Source organism: Pseudomonas sp. B21-059, assembly GCF_026016285.1.
In the GTDB taxonomy this organism is placed as follows: Bacteria; Pseudomonadota; Gammaproteobacteria; order Pseudomonadales; family Pseudomonadaceae; genus Aquipseudomonas; species Aquipseudomonas danubii.
In genome coordinates this window covers 3,664,833-3,682,414 of record NZ_CP087201.1, presented here as the reverse complement: position 1 = coordinate 3,682,414, position 17,582 = coordinate 3,664,833, and the positions used below count along the sequence as shown (strand labels likewise).

General features: G+C 64.1%; 11 protein-coding genes. 3 read left to right on the top strand and 8 right to left on the bottom strand.

The window, feature by feature from the left end; all coding sequences use genetic code 11:
• Position 1 precedes the first annotated feature (1 nt).
• From LOY69_RS16200 to LOY69_RS16175, 6 genes are all read right to left on the bottom strand, one after another.
• Complete coding sequence (locus LOY69_RS16200) at positions 2 to 787, bottom strand: PoNe immunity protein domain-containing protein (RefSeq protein ID WP_110653287.1); 786 nt, start codon at positions 785 to 787, stop codon at positions 2 to 4.
• Positions 788 to 903: 116 nt separating this feature from the next.
• The gene (locus tag LOY69_RS16195; RefSeq protein ID WP_102879191.1) at positions 904 to 1,704 is read right to left on the bottom strand and encodes a PoNe immunity protein domain-containing protein; all 801 of its coding nucleotides are present in this window, start codon (positions 1,702 to 1,704) and stop codon (positions 904 to 906) included.
• Between the two features lie 14 nt (positions 1,705 to 1,718).
• Positions 1,719 to 2,774 (bottom strand): hypothetical protein, encoded by a 1,056-nt coding sequence (locus LOY69_RS16190; RefSeq protein ID WP_123390633.1) that lies wholly within the window; start codon positions 2,772 to 2,774, stop codon positions 1,719 to 1,721.
• A gap of 803 nt (positions 2,775 to 3,577) precedes the next feature.
• Positions 3,578 to 4,987, bottom strand: a complete 1,410-nt coding sequence (gene mapR, locus LOY69_RS16185) for a GntR family transcriptional regulator MpaR (protein WP_053151441.1) — start codon at positions 4,985 to 4,987, stop codon at positions 3,578 to 3,580.
• Between the two features lie 155 nt (positions 4,988 to 5,142).
• Complete coding sequence (gene ccoG / locus LOY69_RS16180; protein WP_102863435.1) at positions 5,143 to 6,558, bottom strand: cytochrome c oxidase accessory protein CcoG; 1,416 nt, start codon at positions 6,556 to 6,558, stop codon at positions 5,143 to 5,145.
• Between the two features lie 208 nt (positions 6,559 to 6,766).
• Positions 6,767 to 7,000: a DUF3203 family protein gene (locus LOY69_RS16175; protein ID WP_102879194.1), complete on the bottom strand. Its 234-nt coding sequence runs from the start codon at positions 6,998 to 7,000 to the stop codon at positions 6,767 to 6,769.
• A 555-nt stretch (positions 7,001 to 7,555) separates the two neighbouring features.
• On the opposite strand from LOY69_RS16175, the gene LOY69_RS16170 reads away from it, so the two are divergent.
• The 3 genes from LOY69_RS16170 (at position 7,556) to glgB (ending at position 15,269) form a co-directional block, all read left to right on the top strand.
• Positions 7,556 to 9,550 (top strand): alpha-1,4-glucan--maltose-1-phosphate maltosyltransferase, encoded by a 1,995-nt coding sequence (locus LOY69_RS16170; protein WP_265073204.1) that lies wholly within the window; start codon positions 7,556 to 7,558, stop codon positions 9,548 to 9,550.
• A 137-nt stretch (positions 9,551 to 9,687) separates the two neighbouring features.
• Positions 9,688 to 13,038 (top strand): maltose alpha-D-glucosyltransferase, encoded by a 3,351-nt coding sequence (treS, locus tag LOY69_RS16165; protein ID WP_265073203.1) that lies wholly within the window; start codon positions 9,688 to 9,690, stop codon positions 13,036 to 13,038.
• A complete protein-coding gene (gene glgB / locus LOY69_RS16160; protein ID WP_265073202.1) occupies positions 13,035 to 15,269 on the top strand; it encodes a 1,4-alpha-glucan branching protein GlgB in 2,235 nt (744 codons plus the stop codon). The genes treS and glgB overlap by 4 nt, the downstream gene beginning before the upstream one ends.
• Positions 15,270 to 15,326: 57 nt before the next feature.
• Here the strand turns inward: glgB and LOY69_RS16155 are convergent, their stop codons facing one another.
• Together LOY69_RS16155 and LOY69_RS16150 are read right to left on the bottom strand one after the other, a co-directional pair.
• A complete protein-coding gene (locus LOY69_RS16155; protein ID WP_110653231.1) occupies positions 15,327 to 16,304 on the bottom strand; it encodes an autotransporter outer membrane beta-barrel domain-containing protein in 978 nt (325 codons plus the stop codon).
• 403 nt (positions 16,305 to 16,707) lie between these two features.
• On the bottom strand, positions 16,708 to 17,526 hold the full coding sequence (locus LOY69_RS16150) for an endonuclease/exonuclease/phosphatase family protein (RefSeq protein WP_102879200.1): 819 nt from the start codon (positions 17,524 to 17,526) through the stop codon (positions 16,708 to 16,710).
• Between the last annotated feature and the right edge of the window lie 56 nt (positions 17,527 to 17,582).

Here is a 17,582-nt window from a genome sequence, read left to right as displayed (position 1 = left end):
CTCAGTGGAAGGGCATCGGCGGCGGGGTAAAGCGCCGGGCGTAGTCGAGCATCTCCCGGGGGAAGATCATGTGCTTGACCGCGCTGTCGTCCAGGCCATACAGGTAGGCCACAGCAGCCGCTTCAAAGGCCCAGTAGCCGAAATAGGAACCCTCGTCGCCGTCCAGGTGGCTGTCGTGCCATGGGGCCTGTTCGAACGCCTCGTACCACTGGTTGCAGTACTCCACCAGCAGCTCCCGGGGTTCATCCGGATCTTCGGTGTAGATGGCCCGGATCAGGGGCGTGGAGACGTCGTGGAACCACTGATCAACGTCTTCACGATCCGGCAGGTAGGCCTTGAGCAGGTCCTCGATCAGGGTGTCCTGGCCGCCAAAGCCGGCACGGTCCTGCAGCAGCACCAGACGCGGTAGCAGGTCGCTGCGTTGCAGCAGGATGCACAGGCTGATGACCTGGACATATTCCTCGTACTCGTCGGGGTAGTCTTGGATGTTCAGCGGCGCGACATCCGGCCGTTCTTCATAAACCCCCATCTTGCGCTGGTAGTCCTCGTAGCCTTCGATCACCCCATCCAGCTCCCGGGCCAGTTGCTCCATGGGGGCACCGCCGGTGTAGCCCAGGATCAGGTGGTGCAGGCGCGCGCGGCACACATTGGAGGCCTTGAGGGAGGCTTCCTGCTCGGGGCTGTCGGACATCATCGAATGGGCCTGCCAATGGGCCTCTTCGCCGGCCAGGCTTTCGAGGAGGTCGTGGTACTGCTTGTGGCTGAGAAACACTTGTCTGCGGTTCATGTCGGTGCCTTGGCTCGGTAGACGCGAATCAGGGATAAGGGCGCCCGCGAGTGGGCTGGCCCGCAGGGCTGGATCGAGGATGGAATGGGGCACTCATCGCCGGCAGGAGGCGTGTTTCAGTCCTGCGCCGCCTGCTGGGGAATCGGCGGCGGGGTAAAGCGCCGGGCGTAGTCGAGCAGGTCCCGGGGGAAGACCATGTGCTTGACCGCACTGTCGTCCAGGCCATACAGGTAGGCCACCGCCGCGGCCTCGAAGGCCCAGTAGCCGAAGTAGTAACCACCCTCGTCCATGTCCAGGTGGCTGTCGTACCACGAGGCGTGCTCGAAGGACTGGTACCACTGGTTGCAGTACTCCACCAGCAGGTCCCGAGGTTCGTCCGGGTCTTCGCTGTAGATCGCCCAGATCAGGGGCGAGTAGAGGGTGTGGTACCACTCATCGAGGTCGGCGCGATCCGGCAGGTAGGGCTTGAGCAGATCCTCGATCAGGGTGTCCTCGGCATGGTAGCCGGCACGGTCCTGCAACAGCGCCACCCGGGGCAGCAGGTCGCCGCGTTGCAGCAGGATGCACAGGCTGATGACCTGTACATATTCTTCGTAATCGTGGGGGTAGTCGTCGATGTTCAGCGGCGCGATATTCGGCAGTTCTTCACAAAGCCCCAGCTTGCGCTGGTAGTCCTCGTAGCCCTCGATCACCCCGTCCAGCTCCTGGGCCAACGCCTCCATGGATGCACCGCCGGTGTAGTTCAGGATCAGATGATGCAGGCGCGCGTCCTTGACTTCCGCGGCCTTGAGGGCGGCTTCTTGCTCGGGGCTGTCGGCCGTCATCGAGTGCATCTGCCAGCGGGCTTCGGTGCCCGCCAGGCTTTCCAGGTAGCGGTGGTAATGGGCGTGGCTGAGAAACACTTGTCTGCGGTTCATCTTGGCGCCTTGTCTCAGTAGACGGGAATCAGGGTGAAGGGCGCCTTGCGCTGCGAGGTTTCCAGCAGCAGGGTCGCCAGGTCCACTTCGGCCGGCTCCAGGTCGAGCTGCTCCAGTTCCTCTTCCAGCTGCTGTGCATTGGCGGGAAGGGCCGAGATCGGCTGGCGCAGGTAGGGGCGCGGGTCTTCGCCGTAATACACCTTGGCCGGACCGGGAGGAATGCCCTCCAGGCGGGCGAAGCCCTCTTCGTCAAGGTTGCCTTCGGCTTGCGAGCCGTCGCTGAAGATCACTCGGTAGGCGGCGCCGGACACCGGTTCCAGGTTGGGGTAGTGCAGGTTCAGCTCCAGCCAGTGGTCTTCGCCGGTGAGCTGTTCCATACCCTGGTTGACGTCCCGGGTGATGCGCGCGGCATCGCGGGTTTCAGGCTGCGCAGCGCGGTTGATGGTTGGCGTGCCGGCTTCCAGGGAGGACTGTGGCTTGGGCTGCAGGGCCGGGCCGCGGCTGTGGGCGGCGGCCGAGTTGTTGCGCTGTTCGGCGATCCACGGGGCGATGCGCTCTTGCACCGTCACCATGAGGAAGTCGGTGTGTTCGCAGGCTTCGTTGAGGTTGTGCAGCACCAGGCGCTGCTGCTGGGGCGTGAGGCCGTTGAAGGTGGTGGAGGCGCTCACGCCGCGGATGATCTCGGGCAGCTCTTCGGCCAGGCGCACGGGGTCCAGGCACTTTTCCAGCAGTTGTTCGGGGCTGGTTTTCAGGCGGCAGGCCAAGAGGGTGTGGCGGATCAGGTCGAAGAGTTTTTCGGCGTGGCGCTGGGGCGCGCGGTTGATCAGGCGCAGGAGGATCTTCAGGCCGTGCCCGGGGCCGGGAATCCAGCCGATCAGGGCCAGGGCCAGGTCGAAGAAGGCGTCTTCCTCGTCCTTGGGGTTGTTGATGGCGTCCAGTTCGAAGATCGCCTGGATGCAGTCGTAGGCGTTGAGTTCCTGGGTCAGCAGTGGCAGGCGGCCGCGTTCGATGGCCTTGATCAGTTCGGCCTTGGCCTCTGGGTAATCGTCGTAATACAGGTCTTCGACCATGACGTGTTCCTTTCCCTGGAAAATTGGAGCGCGGATGCTGAATGAATTGAGGGGGTGGGGCAAGGTGCTTTGGCGGTTTTTTTATGTTGGGAGGTGTTCATTGTTGTGGTGAGGGGGACGTTTGGTTTTGTGTGGGGGGGTGAGGGGGATATCCGTTGCTGCGGGTGGGGCGGTTGGCGGTTTCGCTCTTACAGCGACTCACTTTTGAAGAGCGCAAAAGTGAGCAAAACGCTTCTGCCCCTCCACTCGGTGCCTCGCCTAGGCTCGGCATGCCCGAACTCCGGCATTGATCCGTGGGCCGCCGCCACCGGCCATCCCTGGCCGGGTGGCGGCTAACCCGGCGTCCTGCCGGGTTACCCACGGCTCAATGCCTGCGTTCGGCCATCGTGGTTAACGGGGCGTTCAGATCAAGATCAAGAGCAAGACGGCGGCCTGGCGGCCGGCCTTGTTTCATTTGTCCTTTACAGGGCGACGTTGCTCTTGGCAGGGGCGAAGGTCCTGCGGACCTTTTCGCAGCTTCGCAGGCTCAGCAGCGGCTACAGAACGCACCTACTCTGTAGCCGCTGCCGCAGGCTGCGAACGGCTCCGCAGGAGACGCTACGATCTTTAGGTTGCTGTGCGTTCGACAGGTGATCGCCAAGCAAGGTCCTGCGGACCTTTGCGCAGCTTCGCCGTGGCTCAGCAGCGGCTACAGGGCCAATGCCGATCGGGGATTTGTGTAGACGCTGCCGCAGGCTGCGAACGGCTTGGGCGGCATTCCGAGGCAGCAGACGCTAAACCTGCTACCCCCTGCGCCGCACCACTCAAAAGGAGCGGATGATCCGCCCCAGGGTTTCCATGGCCTGTTCCGCCGCTTCGTTCCAGGGGCTGCCGTAGTTCAGGCGGATGCAGTTGCGAAAGCGCTGGGTCGGGGAAAAGATCGGCCCGGGGGCGATGCTGATGCCCTGGGCCAGGGCCATCTGGAACAGTTTCAACGAGTCCATCTGCGGTGGCAGTTCCAGCCACAGGAAGTAGCCGCCCGCCGGCTGGCTGACCCGGGTCTGCGCCGGGAAATAGCGGGCAATCGCCGCCAGCATGGCGCTCTGCTGTTCTTCCAGGGCGTAGCGCAGTTTGCGCAGGTGGCGGTCGTAGCCGCCGTGCTGCAGGTAGTCGGCAATCGCCGCCTGGGCCGGCATCGAGGCGCACAGTGAGGTCATGAGTTTCAGCCGTTCGATTTTCTGCGCGTAACGCCCGGCGGCCACCCAGCCGATGCGGTAGCCGGGGGCCAGGCTCTTGGCGAAGGAGCCGCAGTGCATCACCAGGCCTTCGGTGTCGAAGGCCTTGGCCGGTTTTGGCGCTTGCTGGCCGTAGTACAGCTCGGCGTAGACGTCGTCTTCGATCAGTGGCACTTGATGCTGGCGCAGCAGTTCCACCAGTTCCTGCTTCTTGGCCTCGGGCATGCTCGCGCCCATGGGGTTCTGGAAGTTGGTCATGCACCAGCAGGCCTTGATCGGGTGCCGCTCCAGGGTCTGGGCCAGGACCCCAAGGTCGATGCCGTCTCGCGGGTGCACGGGTATTTCCACCGCCTTGAGCTTGAGCCGTTCCAGCACTTGCAGGCTGGCATAGAAGGCCGGGGCCTCGATGGCCACCAGGTCGCCGGGCTCGGTCACGGCCTGCAGGCACAGGTTCAGGGCCTCCAGGGCGCCGTTGGTGATCAGCAGCTCCTCCATGGGCAGCATCAGCCCGGCCACCATGTAGCGCAGGGCGATCTGGCGGCGCAGTTGCGGGTTGCCCGGGGACATGTCGGTGACCACCACCCGCGGGTCCATCTCGCGGCTGGCGCTGGCCAGGGAGCGGGACAGGCGTTGCAAGGGGAACAGGGTCGGGCTGGGGAAGGCCGAGCCGAAGGGCACGGTGCTCGGGTCCTTGATCGAGTCGAGCACCGAGAACACCAGTTCGCTGACATCGACTTCGGTGGATTCGTTGACTTCGCTGCTGATCACCGGCTCGGAGAACGGGCTCGGTGCGTGAGCATTGACGAAGTAGCCGGAGCGCGGGCGGGCACGGATCAGGCCGCGACGCTCCAGCAGGTAATAGGCCTGAAACACGGTTGACGGGCTGACCCCGTAGGTCTGGCTGGCGTAGCGCACCGAAGGCACGCGCTGGCCAGGGCCCAGGACCCCGGAGCGGATCAGTTCGGCGATGTCGTCGGCGAATTTTTCGTAGCGTTTCATCTGCGGTGCAAGATCCAGTCTGGTCATCGGGTCTAGGTGTTCAGATTCGCAAGGGAAGGCTCGACGGCCAGGGTGGGGCCCATGGCGGCGTCGAGTACAGGGTTCCCGTGGCCGAGGGACGGCAGCAGGCTCCCTGGCCACGGCATTCTAGAGGCTCAGCGGTTCATCGGCGCAACAAAACGGCTTTTGGCGATGGCGTAGACGCTTGGCTCATCGCTGTCGGCGACCTTGAAGCTGATGGCCTGGGAGCTGCTTTGTGGGCGGTCCTGGGTCATCGCCACCGAGACCGGCAGGTCGGTGATTTCGCCCGGGGCCAGGCTCAGTTCGGTCTTGCCCTGCAGTTCGAAACCATCGCCATCCACCAGGGCCAGGCGGTAGTTCTGGCGCTCCTGGGTCTTGTTGATGATCTTCAGGCTGTAGATGTTCTCGATCTGCCCCAAGGCGTTTTCGCGGAACAGGCCACGGTCCTTGCTCACGTCCAGGGACACCATCGGCCGTTGTACCAGGGCCAGGGCCAGGGCGCCGATCATCACCAGCAGCACCGCGCTGTAGCCCACCAGGCGCGGCCGCAGCAGGTGAGTCTTGCCCCCTTGCAGTTGGTGTTCCGAGGTGTAGGCGATCAGGCCCCGGGCATAGCCCATCTTGTCCATGATCGAGTCGCAGGCGTCGATGCAGGCGGCGCAGCCGATGCATTCCATCTGCAGGCCGTCGCGAATGTCGATGCCGGTAGGGCAGACCTGCACGCACACCTGGCAGTCGATGCAGTCGCCCAGGCCGACGTCGGCGGGCTTGACGTCACGCTTGCGCGGGCCGCGGCTTTCACCGCGCACCGGGTTGTAGGAGATGGTCAGGGTGTCCTTGTCGAACATCACGCTCTGGAAGCGCGCATAAGGGCACATGTGCATGCACACCGCCTCACGCAGCCAGCCGGCGTTGATGTAGGTGGCCGCAGCGAAGAACAGCACCCAGAACAGACTCAGGCCACCGATCTGCAGGGTCAGCAGTTCCTGGGCCAGAGGGCGGATCGGGGTGAAGTAGCCAACGAAGGTCAGACCGGTGAGCAGGCTGATGCCCAGCCACAAGGTGTGCTTCATGGCCCGGCGGGCCAGCTTGTTCAGGCCCCAGGGCGCAGCTTGCAGCTTGATGCGCTGGTTGCGTTCACCTTCAGTGACCTTCTCGCACCACATGAACAGCCAGGTCCATGAACTTTGCGGGCAGGTGTAGCCGCACCAGACCCGGCCGGCGAACACCGTGATGGCGAACAGGCCGAAGGCGCAGATGATCAGCAGCGCCGAGAGGAGGATGAAGTCCTGAGGCCAGAAGGTCGCGCCGAAGATGTGGAACTTGCTTTCGGCCAGGTCCCAGAGCACCGCCTGGCGGCCGCCCCAGTTCAACCAGACCGTGCCGAAGAACAGCAGGAACAGGAAACCTGCGCCGGTCATGCGCAGGGTACGGAACAAACCGGTGAAGCTGCGGGTGTAAACGTGTTTGTCGGTGGTCTTCGACTTCATCTGTTTAGGGGGTGAAGGTTCGAAGGTCTCTACTAATCGGACGGGGATTCTTTCGCTCATGGTCGTTCGCTCATCAGCCTCCATCAGGCCGCGCAACTATGACCACGGATCTGTTTGCATAACAGACTCAGGTATTTGATAAAAAACCGTATCAGATGAGCCTTTACGGTGCCCCTGCGACAACTTGCTGCACCCCCTCAAGAGCCACCAGGGAAGGCCGCAGGGGCCTCTGGCACAGGCCTTCGCGGCGAGCCCTGATCCAGATCAGTCAAATCACCGAATCACCGTCGGTGGCCTTCAGATGGCGCCGACCGTCGGTGGCGCCTGCTACGGTCAAAGCATCGGCTTCTGCTTCGGTGACGTAGATGCGTTCTCCCGCCAGCTCCACCGCCGACATGGATTTGGCAGCGTCGGTGATGACGGTCAGGGCGCTGGCGGGAAGGCGTTGGTGGAGGGTGTCGGTGTCGATGTAGCAGGTCTGGTTTTCGATGCGCAGGCTCATGATGCGTACCTCTTGGCAATGGGCGTACAGATTAGGCTGCAGGGCCTGGCCAGGGTTCGGCAGCGGCGATCAACGGTGGTCGTTGCAGGCCGGCGGGTGCAGGAGCCGGCTGCCGGCGAACAGGCCCGTGAAGAGGGCGGGTGTTTTGGCCGGCAAGCTGGCTGCTGTGGTGTCAGCGGGTCGACGCTCCATGCGTGACCACCACCGGCGGCATGGTATTGGGAGGATCGCCCTTGGGCGGTGGGGTGGTCTCTGGTGGTTCCTGCTCGGGAACCGGTTGCGGCTCGCTGGGGGCAGGGTCGGTTGGTCGATGTTCGGATCGGGAGTTTCTGCCGGGATCGGGATATTCATCGCTGTGGCCTCCTTTGTGCTTGTCGATGCACGGGCTCTCTGGGTGGACCCTGGGAGCAGGGAATTGATTCCCGTCGATTTGGCCAGCGATCGCGGTGAACTTTCGCCGATGCCGGTGGCTCGGAAACAAGGTGCATTGATTCATCGGGGCGCTGGGCGCCCTGCGACCAGAGCGTCCATGGCGCGTTAAAGGGGTGATGCTCAATGACTGCAGAAAAACCGACTGAACAGCAATTCCAGGCGCAGTTGCCCTTGTCTCAGGCCTTGTTGCTGCCGCGCATTGCCATCGAGAACACCCGCCCGGTCCTCGACGGCGGGCAGTTCGCGGTCAAGGCGGTGGCCGGCCAAGAGGTCGAGGTGACGTGCAAGGTGTTCGCCGACGGCCACGACAAACTGGCCGTGCGGGTGCGCTGGCGCGAGGAGCAGCAGGACGCCTGGAGCAGCCAGGCCCTTGAGGATCAGGGCAACGACGGCTGGCTGGGGCGCTTTCCCGTGCCCACCGTGGGCCGCTATCGTTTTTGTATCGAAGCCTGGATCGATCAGTTCGCCAGCTTCTGTTACGAACTGGAGAAAAAACACCGGGCCGGGGTGCCGGTGAGCCTGGAGTTGCAAGAGGGGCGGACTTCGGTGCAGCAAGCCGCCGAGCGTAGCGAAGGGCCGTTGCGCGAGCGGTTGCTGGCGCTGCAACAACAGCTTGCCGGCTTGCTGGAGACCGAGCAGGTCGCCTTGTTTCTCAAGGATTCCAGTGCCCGGCTGATGGCCGAGGCCGACCACCGGCCCTACCTGAGCCTGAGCCCCGAGTACCCGCTGGATGTGGAGCGGGTACAGGCGCAGTTCGCCAGTTGGTACGAGCTGTTTCCGCGCTCGATCACCGAGCATCCGTCCCGCCATGGCACTTTCAACGACGTCCACTCGCGACTGTCGATGATCCATGACATGGGCTTCGACGTGCTGTATTTTCCGCCCATCCATCCCATTGGCCGCAGCCACCGCAAGGGGCGCAACAACGCGTTGACGGCGGCCCCGGGCGATCCCGGCAGTCCCTACGCGATTGGCAGCGAGGAGGGCGGCCACGAGGCGATCCATCCGCAGTTGGGCAGCCTGGATGACTTCCGTCGTCTGGTAGCCGCCGCTGCCGACCACGGCCTGGAGATCGCCCTGGATTTCGCCATCCAGTGTTCCCAGGACCATCCCTGGCTCAAGCAGCACCCGGGCTGGTTCAACTGGCGCCCGGACGGCACCATCAAGTACGCCGAGAACCCACCGAAGAAGTATCAGGACATCGTCAACCTCGACTTCTATGCCGCTGACGCCATACCCAGCCTGTGGCTGGAACTGCGGGACATCGTCATCGGCTGGGTCGAGGAGGGGGTCAAGACCTTTCGCGTGGACAACCCCCACACCAAGCCGCTGCCGTTCTGGCAATGGCTGATCGGCGACGTGCGCCGCCAGTACCCGGAGGTGATCTTCCTCGCCGAGGCCTTTACCACCCCGGCGATGATGGCGCGCCTGGGCAAGGTCGGTTACACCCAGAGCTACACCTACTTCACCTGGCGCAACACCAAGAGCGAGCTGGCCAGCTACTTCAGCGAGCTCAATCAGTCGCCGTGGCGCGAGTGCTTCCGGCCGAACTTCTTCGTCAACACCCCGGACATCAATCCGACGTTTCTGCATGACTCGGGGCGCCCGGGGTTTCTGATCCGCGCGGTGCTGGCCAGCATGGGCTCGGGACTGTGGGGCATGTACTCCGGGTTTGAACTCTGTGAATCGGCGCCGGTGCCGGGCAAGGAGGAGTATCTGGATTCGGAGAAGTACGAGATCCGGCCCCGGGATTTCAACGCCGCCGGCAACATCATTGCCGAGATCGCCCAGCTCAACCGCATCCGTCGGCAGAACCCGGCGCTGCACAGTCACCTGGGGCTCAAGCTGTACAACGCCTGGAACGATCAGATCCTGTATTTCGGCAAACGCAACGCCGAGGGCGACAACTTCGTCCTGGTGGCGGTCAGCCTCGATCCCTTCAATGCCCAGGAGGCCCATTTCGAACTGCCGCTGTGGGAGCTGGGGCTGGCTGACGATGCCGCCACCCAGGGGGAGGACCTGATGAACGGCCATCGCTGGACCTGGTACGGCAAGACCCAATTCATGCGCCTGGAGCCGGCGCAACCCTTCGGCATCTGGCGCATCAGTCCCCTGTAGGAGCCGGCTTGCCGGCGAAGAGGCCCGTGAGCCTTGCGCCGGGCTGGCTGACGCCTTCGCTGGCAAGCCAGCTCCTACGGTTGTCGTGGCGCATCGGCAGGTGCGTCGGCGCTCATTCATTTTTTCAGGAGTCCGACATGGCCAAGAAACCCCGCTCAGCGACCTTTATCAAGGACCCGCTCTGGTACAGGGACGCGGTGATCTACCAGGTGCATGTGAAGTCCTATTTCGATTCCAATAACGACGGAATCGGCGACTTTCCCGGGCTGATCGCCAAGCTCGACTACATCAAGGAGCTGGGGGTCAACACCCTCTGGCTGTTGCCGTTCTACCCCTCGCCACGCCGTGACGACGGCTACGACATCGCCGAGTACCGCGGGGTCAGCCCCGACTACGGCACCCTGGCCGACGTCCGGCGCTTTATCGCCGAGGCCCACAAGCGCGAGCTGCGGGTGATCACCGAGCTGGTGATCAATCACACCTCGGACCAGCACCCCTGGTTCCAGCGGGCGCGCAAGGCCCGGCCCGGTTCGGCGGCGCGCAACTTTTACGTGTGGTCCGACGACGAGCAGAAATACGCCGGCACGCGGATCATCTTCCTGGATACCGAAACGTCCAACTGGACCTGGGACCCGGTGGCCGGCCAGTACTTCTGGCACCGCTTCTATTCCCACCAGCCGGACCTCAATTTCGACAATCCCCAGGTGATGAAGGCGGTGCTCTCGGTGATGCGCTACTGGCTGGACATGGGCATCGACGGCCTGCGCCTGGACGCCATTCCCTACCTGATCGAGCGCGATGGCACCCACAACGAGAACCTGCCCGAGACCCACGACGTGCTCAAGCAGATCCGCGCCGAGATCGACGCCCACTACCCGGACCGCATGCTCCTGGCCGAGGCCAACCAGTGGCCGGAGGACACCCAGCTGTACTTTGGCCAATCAACCAATGGCGACGACGGCGACGAATGCCACATGGCTTTCCACTTTCCACTCATGCCGCGCATGTACATGGCCCTGGCCCAGGAAGACCGCTTCCCCATTACCGATATCCTGCGCCAGACCCCGGAGATTCCGGCCCACTGCCAGTGGGCGATCTTTCTGCGCAACCACGATGAGCTGACCCTGGAAATGGTCACCGACAAGGAGCGTGACTATCTGTGGAACTACTACGCCGCCGACCGCCGGGCGCGGATCAACCTGGGGATTCGCCGGCGCCTGGCGCCGCTGATGGAGCGCGACCGGCGGCGCATCGAACTGCTCAACAGTCTGCTGCTGTCGATGCCTGGCACCCCGACCCTGTATTACGGCGACGAGATCGGCATGGGCGACAACATCTACCTGGGGGACCGCGACGGCGTGCGCACGCCGATGCAGTGGTCCATCGACCGCAATGGCGGCTTTTCCCGCGCCGACCCGGCGAGCCTGGTGCTGCCGCCGATCATGGACCCGCTGTATGGCTATCAGTCGGTCAACGTCGAGACCCAGTCCGGCGATCCCCACTCGTTGCTCAACTGGACCCGGCGCATGCTGGCGGTGCGCAAGCAGTCCAAGGCTTTTGGCCGGGGCACGCTGAAGATGCTGTCGCCGAGCAACCGGCGGATTCTGGCCTATACCCGGGAATACACGGGGCCTGACGGCAAGCAGGAAATCATCCTCTGCGTGGCCAACGTCTCGCGCAGTGCCCAGGCGGCGGAACTGGACCTGTCGGCCTTCGCTGGCATGGTGCCGGTGGAGATGCTCGGCGGAAATGCCTTTCCTCCCATCGGCCAGTTGAGTTTCCTCCTGACCCTGGCGCCCTACGGCTTCTACTGGTTCGTTCTGGCGGCAGAAAACCAGATGCCCAGCTGGCATGTGGAACCGGCCCAGAGCCTGCCGGACTTCACCACCCTGGTGCTGAAAAAACGCCTCGAAGAATTGCTCGAAGCGCCATCGCGCACCACGCTGGAGCACAGCGTCTTGCCTCACTGGCTGCCCAAGCGCCGCTGGTTCGCTGGCAAGGACAGCGCCATCGAGCAGGTACAGATCGCCTACGGCGTAGGTTTTGGCGATCCCCAGCATCCGGTGCTGCTCAGCGAGATCGAGGTCACCAGCGATGGGCAGCGCCAGCGCTATCAACTGCCCTTCGGCCTGCTCGCGGAAGAGCCGCTCGGCAGTGCCTTGCCTCAGCAACTGGCCATGGCCCGGGTGCGGCGCGGGCGCCAGGTCGGGCTGATCACCGACGCCTTCGCCCTCGACAGTTTCGTGCGCAGCGTGCTGCAGGCCCTGCAGGCGCAGACCCGGCTGGACAGTGCTGCCGGGCAGATCCGTTTCGACGGCACCGAGCTGTTGGCCGAGTTGGGGCTGACCGGCGACTCCGAGGTGCGCTACCTCTCGGCGCAACAGTCCAACAGCTCGGTGGTGGTGGGGGGCAGCCTGGTGCTCAAGCTGATTCGCAGGGTGGAAGGAGGCATTCACCCGGAACTGGAAATGGGCGCCTTCCTCACGGCCGCCGGATTCCGCCATATCTCGCCCTTGCTGGGCTCGGTGGTGCGCCGCGATGAGCAGGGCGAGGATCATCTGCTGATGATCGCCCAGGGCTACCTGAGCAATCAGGGGGATGCCTGGGAGTGGACCCAGAACAACCTGGAACGGGCCATCCGCGATGAGTGGGCGCAGGCCATGTCCGAGCAGGAACAACACTACAACGCCCTCGGGGAGCTTGAGGATTTCGCCGGCCTGCTGGGGCAGCGCCTGGGAGAAATGCACCTGTTGCTGGCGGCCCCCGACAGCCCACCGGACTTTGCACCGCAAGTGAGCACCCTCAAGGACACCCAGGCCTGGAATCGTCAGGTGGCGGCACAAGTGGAACGGGGGTTGCAGTTGCTCCAGCAGCGTCAGGGCGAGCTGAGTCCTGGCGACCAGAAACGGGTGAGCCGATTGTTGCAGCACAAGACGAAAATCCTCGGTCACATCCAGCAACTGGCCAGGCAGTTGGTGGGTGGGCTGCGGATCCGGGTGCATGGTGACCTGCATCTGGGGCAGGTGCTGGTGGTCAAAGGCGATGCCTACCTGATCGACTTCGAGGGTGAGCCGGCGCGGCCTCTGGCAGAGCGTCGGGGCAAGCACAGCCCGTACAAGGATGTCAGCGGGGTGTTGCGCTCCTTCGACTACGCTGCCGCCATGGCCCTGGAGACGCCAGCGGTGGAGGGCGCGCAGATGGCCGAGCAGGCCCGGCAACGGGTGGTTCGTCGTTATCTGCAGGAGGCGCGGCAAGCCTTTGTCCAGGCGTATCGGCTGGCGACGGCTAGTCTTGCCCATGAGTGGCAGGACCCGGCGGCTGCGGATGCCGCACTGGCCCTGTTCAGTCTGGAGAAGGCCGCCTATGAGCTGGCCTATGAAGCGGAAAACCGGCCCACCTGGCTGCCTGTGCCCTTGCACGGCCTGGTGGGACTGTTGCGTGAACTGGAACCCTTTTCCGATCTTGAGCGTGATGGAGAGCAGTCATGAGTGTCTCGAACAAGGAACAGGGAAAGAACCAACCGGCATTGCTCCCTTCAGCCGAGGTCATCGATGCCTTGGTGCGGGCCGAGCATCCTGATCCGTTCGCTGTGCTCGGGCCCCACGGAGACGGTGCCGGCGGGCAATTCATCCGGGCCTATCTGCCCGGCGCCCTGAGCGTGCAGGTGCTGGACCGGGAGCAGCAGCAAGTGCTCGGCAGCCTCCACGCCGCCGAAGTGCCCGGGCTGTTTGCCGGGCATTTCAGCCAGGGCCGGCCCTATCTGCTGCGGGTGCAGTGGGCCGGTGGCGAGCAGGTCAGTGAAGACCCCTACAGCTTCGGCCCGTTGCTGGGGGAGATGGATCTGTATCTGTTTGCCGAAGGCAATCATCGGGACCTCGGCTCCTGCCTGGGGGCGCAACCGACCACCGTGGACGGCGTCCAGGGCGTGCGCTTTGCAGTCTGGGCGCCCAACGCCCGGCGGGTCTCGGTGGTGGGGGACTTCAATATCTGGGACGGGCGGCGCCACCCTATGCGCCTGCGGCATCCCTCCGGGGTCTGGGAGCTGTTCGTTCCGCGCCTGCAACCTGGAGAGGCCTACAAGTACGAGATTCTCGGGCCCCAGGGCATCCTGCCGCTCAAGGCCGACCCCATGGCCCTGGCCACCCAGTTGCCGCCGGACACCGCGTCCAGGGTCGCCGAGCCCTTGCAATTCCACTGGCAGGACCAGGCATGGATGCAGGCCAGGGGCGAACATCAGCGAACCGATGCGCCCTTGTCCATCTACGAGTTGCACGCCGGCTCCTGGCAGTGCGAAGTGGATGACCTTGGGGAAGTGGCCCGCCAGTACAGTTGGGCCGAGCTGGCCGAACGCCTGATCCCCTACGTCAAGGACCTGGGCTTCACCCATATCGAGCTGATGCCGATCATGGAACACCCCTTCGGCGGCTCCTGGGGGTATCAACCGCTGTCACAGTTCGCCCCCAGTGCCCGCTATGGCTCGCCCCAGGATTTCGCCGCTTTTGTCGATGCCTGCCACCAAGCGGATATCGGCGTGATCCTCGACTGGGTGCCGGCGCACTTTCCCACCGATACCCATGGCCTGGCCCAGTTCGACGGCACCGCGCTCTATGAGTACGGCAACCCCCTGGAGGGCTTTCACCAGGACTGGGACACCCTGATCTACAACCTCGGGCGCACGGAAGTGCACGGTTTCATGCTGGCCTCGGCGCTGCACTGGCTCAAGCATTTCCATGTCGACGGTCTGCGGGTGGATGCGGTGGCCTCGATGCTCTATCGCGACTATTCGCGCAAGGCCGGTGAATGGGTGCCGAACCGCCACGGTGGCCGCGAGAATCTGGAAGCCATCGACTTTCTGCGCCACCTCAACGATGTGGTGGCCCTGGAAGCGCCGGGCGCCCTGGTGATTGCCGAGGAATCCACCGCCTGGCCCGGGGTCAGCCAGCGCACCGACCAGAGCGGCCTGGGCTTTGCCTACAAATGGAACATGGGCTGGATGCACGACTCCCTGCATTACATCCAGCAGGACCCGGTGTACCGCGCCCATCACCACAACGAACTGAGCTTCGGCCTGGTGTACGCCTGGTCCGAGCGTTTCATCCTGCCGATCTCCCATGACGAGGTGGTGCACGGCAAGCATTCGCTGATCGACAAGATGCCAGGCGATCGCTGGCAGAAGTTCGCCAACCTGCGAGCGTACCTGAGCTTCATGTGGGCCCATCCGGGCAAGAAACTGCTGTTCATGGGCTGCGAGTTCGGCCAGTGGCGTGAGTGGAACCACGACCAGCAACTGGACTGGTACCTGCTGCAGTACCCGGAGCACCGGGGCGTGCAGCAATTGGTGGGCGACCTCAACCGGCTGTATCGCCAGTACCCGGCGTTGCATGACCAGGACGACGTGCCCCAGGGTTTCCAGTGGCTGATCGGCGACGATGCGATCAACAGCGTCTATGCCTGGTTGCGCTGGAGCAAAACCGGTGAGCCCTTGCTGGTGGTGGCCAACTTCACCCCGGTGCCGCGCCAGGCCTACCGCGTCGGCGTGCCGCTGGCGGGACGCTGGAGCGAGCTGCTCAACAGCGATTCGCAACTCTATGCCGGTTCCAACTATGGCAATGGCGGCGAAGCCTTCAGTGAAGAACAGGGCAGCCATGGCCAGGCCCTGTCCCTGGTGCTCAACCTGCCGCCCCTGGCGGTGTTGATCCTGCGCCCCGACAGCCTTTAGCCGCGGGTGGCCGGTAATGGTCAACATCAGGCCATTACCGGCACCGTCCTGGGTGCATCACCAACGCATGCGCACGCCCAGGCTGCCGATCAGGCCGTTGAGGTCGTTGTCATCCACATCGCTGCTGTAGTCGGCACTGACGTACAGGCTCACGGCGGGGGTGACCCTGGCCACCAGCCCCAGGCCAACCTCTACGGTGGAGGATTTGCGGCTGCTGCTGATCTTGTCCACCTGGTCCAGGCTCAGGGTCTCGCCGCTGTAGACCGTATGCCAGAGGTTGGTGCGCACATAGGGTTCCAGGGGCAGGCCGTGGACGTCATAGCGCCCTTGCAGGCGCGCGCCGACCCGGCCGCTCCAGGCGTTGAGGTCGTTACTGCTATTGCCACCGTCCAGGCGAATGCGTTGGTTGATCACCTGGGCCTGGGGTTCGATCACCCAGTTGTCACTCAGGCCTATGGCCACGCCGCCCTGCACGGAAAAGGTCATGGCGTTGCCTTCGGTGGTCATGCCCCGGCCCTGCTCATTGCGACTGAAACCGCTGACCCGGCCGCCGCTGGCGGACATGTCCAGGTGCCAGCCCTCGGCACCCTGCAGCCTCCAGAAGGCGCCCAGGCCTTGCCCCTGGACGCTGAGCCCGGCATTGCGTGGGTCGTTGACGGTGCTCGGGGCGCTGCCTTGGGTGAGGGTGTAGGTGTTGGGGGTACTCAGCAGGCCGATCTGTTGGGTGGTGCCGTTGTTCTGGATGCTGTAGAGCAGGGGGCCTTTGCGCGGTTCGCCGCCAGCGCCGGGCAGCGCCAGGTAGCCGACTTCAAGGTGCGTCGGCAGTCCGGGCCGGTCCAGGACCGCGAAGTCGCTCGGTCGCGGGCTGCCCAGGGGTGGGGCGCTGATCGGCAGGCTGCTCAGGGTTGAGGGGTACCCGGTGTTGTCGGTGTCCTCCCCCGGGGACGCCGCGACCTCCATGGAGCACAACAGCAAGGATGTGTACAGGCTGCACAAGGCGAACGGCAGAGGGCTTGAGGTGAGTGAGGTATTCATGGAGGCCTACCTTGCAAATGCATGCTTTATCTCGTTGGGGGCGCCTCTCCCACCCCCGTTCGAGAGGCAGCCGGATTCAATCGGGTAAAGTCCGCCGACCCGCTCTGCAGCAGGTTTTTTCGGCCTTTTCCCGGTTACTTTTTCCAGGGGTGGTCATTGGTAGCTAAGGAGAGAGCAGGGGGCTCGTCAAGAAAATGACTGACAAACGGAAGGGTTATTTTTGGGCGGCCAAATCACTGAAAAATGGCACTTTGTCCGGATGCCAGGGATGTGAGGTGGGCAGGGGGATCAGGGGCGACTCCAGCGCGTGGATTTGCTCGTCGCCAGGGTTCAGCAGGTCGACCAGACCTGCTGCCACTGGGCGGCACCGCCCCGGAATCCGTGAGCCGGGACGATCGCGGTTTCAGCGTTCATCGCTCGATGTCCGCGGTGCGGCCACGGGCGGCAGTTGCACCTCCACCGCCAGGGGCAGGTGATCGGAGAGGTGGGTCCAGGGCTTGTTGCCGAGGATCTGTGGCCGGTGGCTGCTGGCATTGCGCAGGTAGACCCGGTCCAGGCGCAGCAAGGGCCAGCGCGCGGGGTAGGTCTTGGCCGGGCGGCCGTGATGGCGTTCGAAGGCTTCGTGCAGGTCGTCGCGCCGGCCCAGGGCGACATTGCCGTGCATCTGCCAGTCGTTGAAGTCGCCGGCAATGATCACCGGCGCGTCCTCGGGCAGGGATTCGAGCAGCTGGCAGAGCAGCGCCAGCTGCAGTTGCCGGTGGCTTTCCAACAGGCCGAGGTGCACGCAGATGGCGTGCACCTCGGCGTATCCGGGTACATCCAGGACACAGTGCAGCAAGCCGCGGCGCTCGGGGCCGGTGATGGAAACATCCAGGTTGCGGTACTGGCGGATCGGGTACTTGGACAACAGGGCGTTGCCGTGATGACCGTCGGGGTACACCGCATTGCGTCCGTAGGCGTAATCGCTCCACATGCTGTCGGCGAGAAACTCGTACTGCGACTGCTGCGGCCAGTTGTCCAGGCGCGACGCATGGCGTTCATGCTCGCCCAGCACTTCCTGGAGAAACACCAGGTCGGCCTGGGTGCTGCGTACCGCTTCGCGCAGCTCCGGGAGAATGAAACGTCGGTTGAGGGCGGTGAAACCCTTGTGGGTGTTGACGGTCAGGATCTGCAGACGCTGGATGCTTCCCGGCTGGGGCTGGCGGGTGGACTCGCTGCTCACGCTCACTCCTGTGAATCAGTGACGGTTTCTCATGGGACTGATGGCCGGCACTCGCG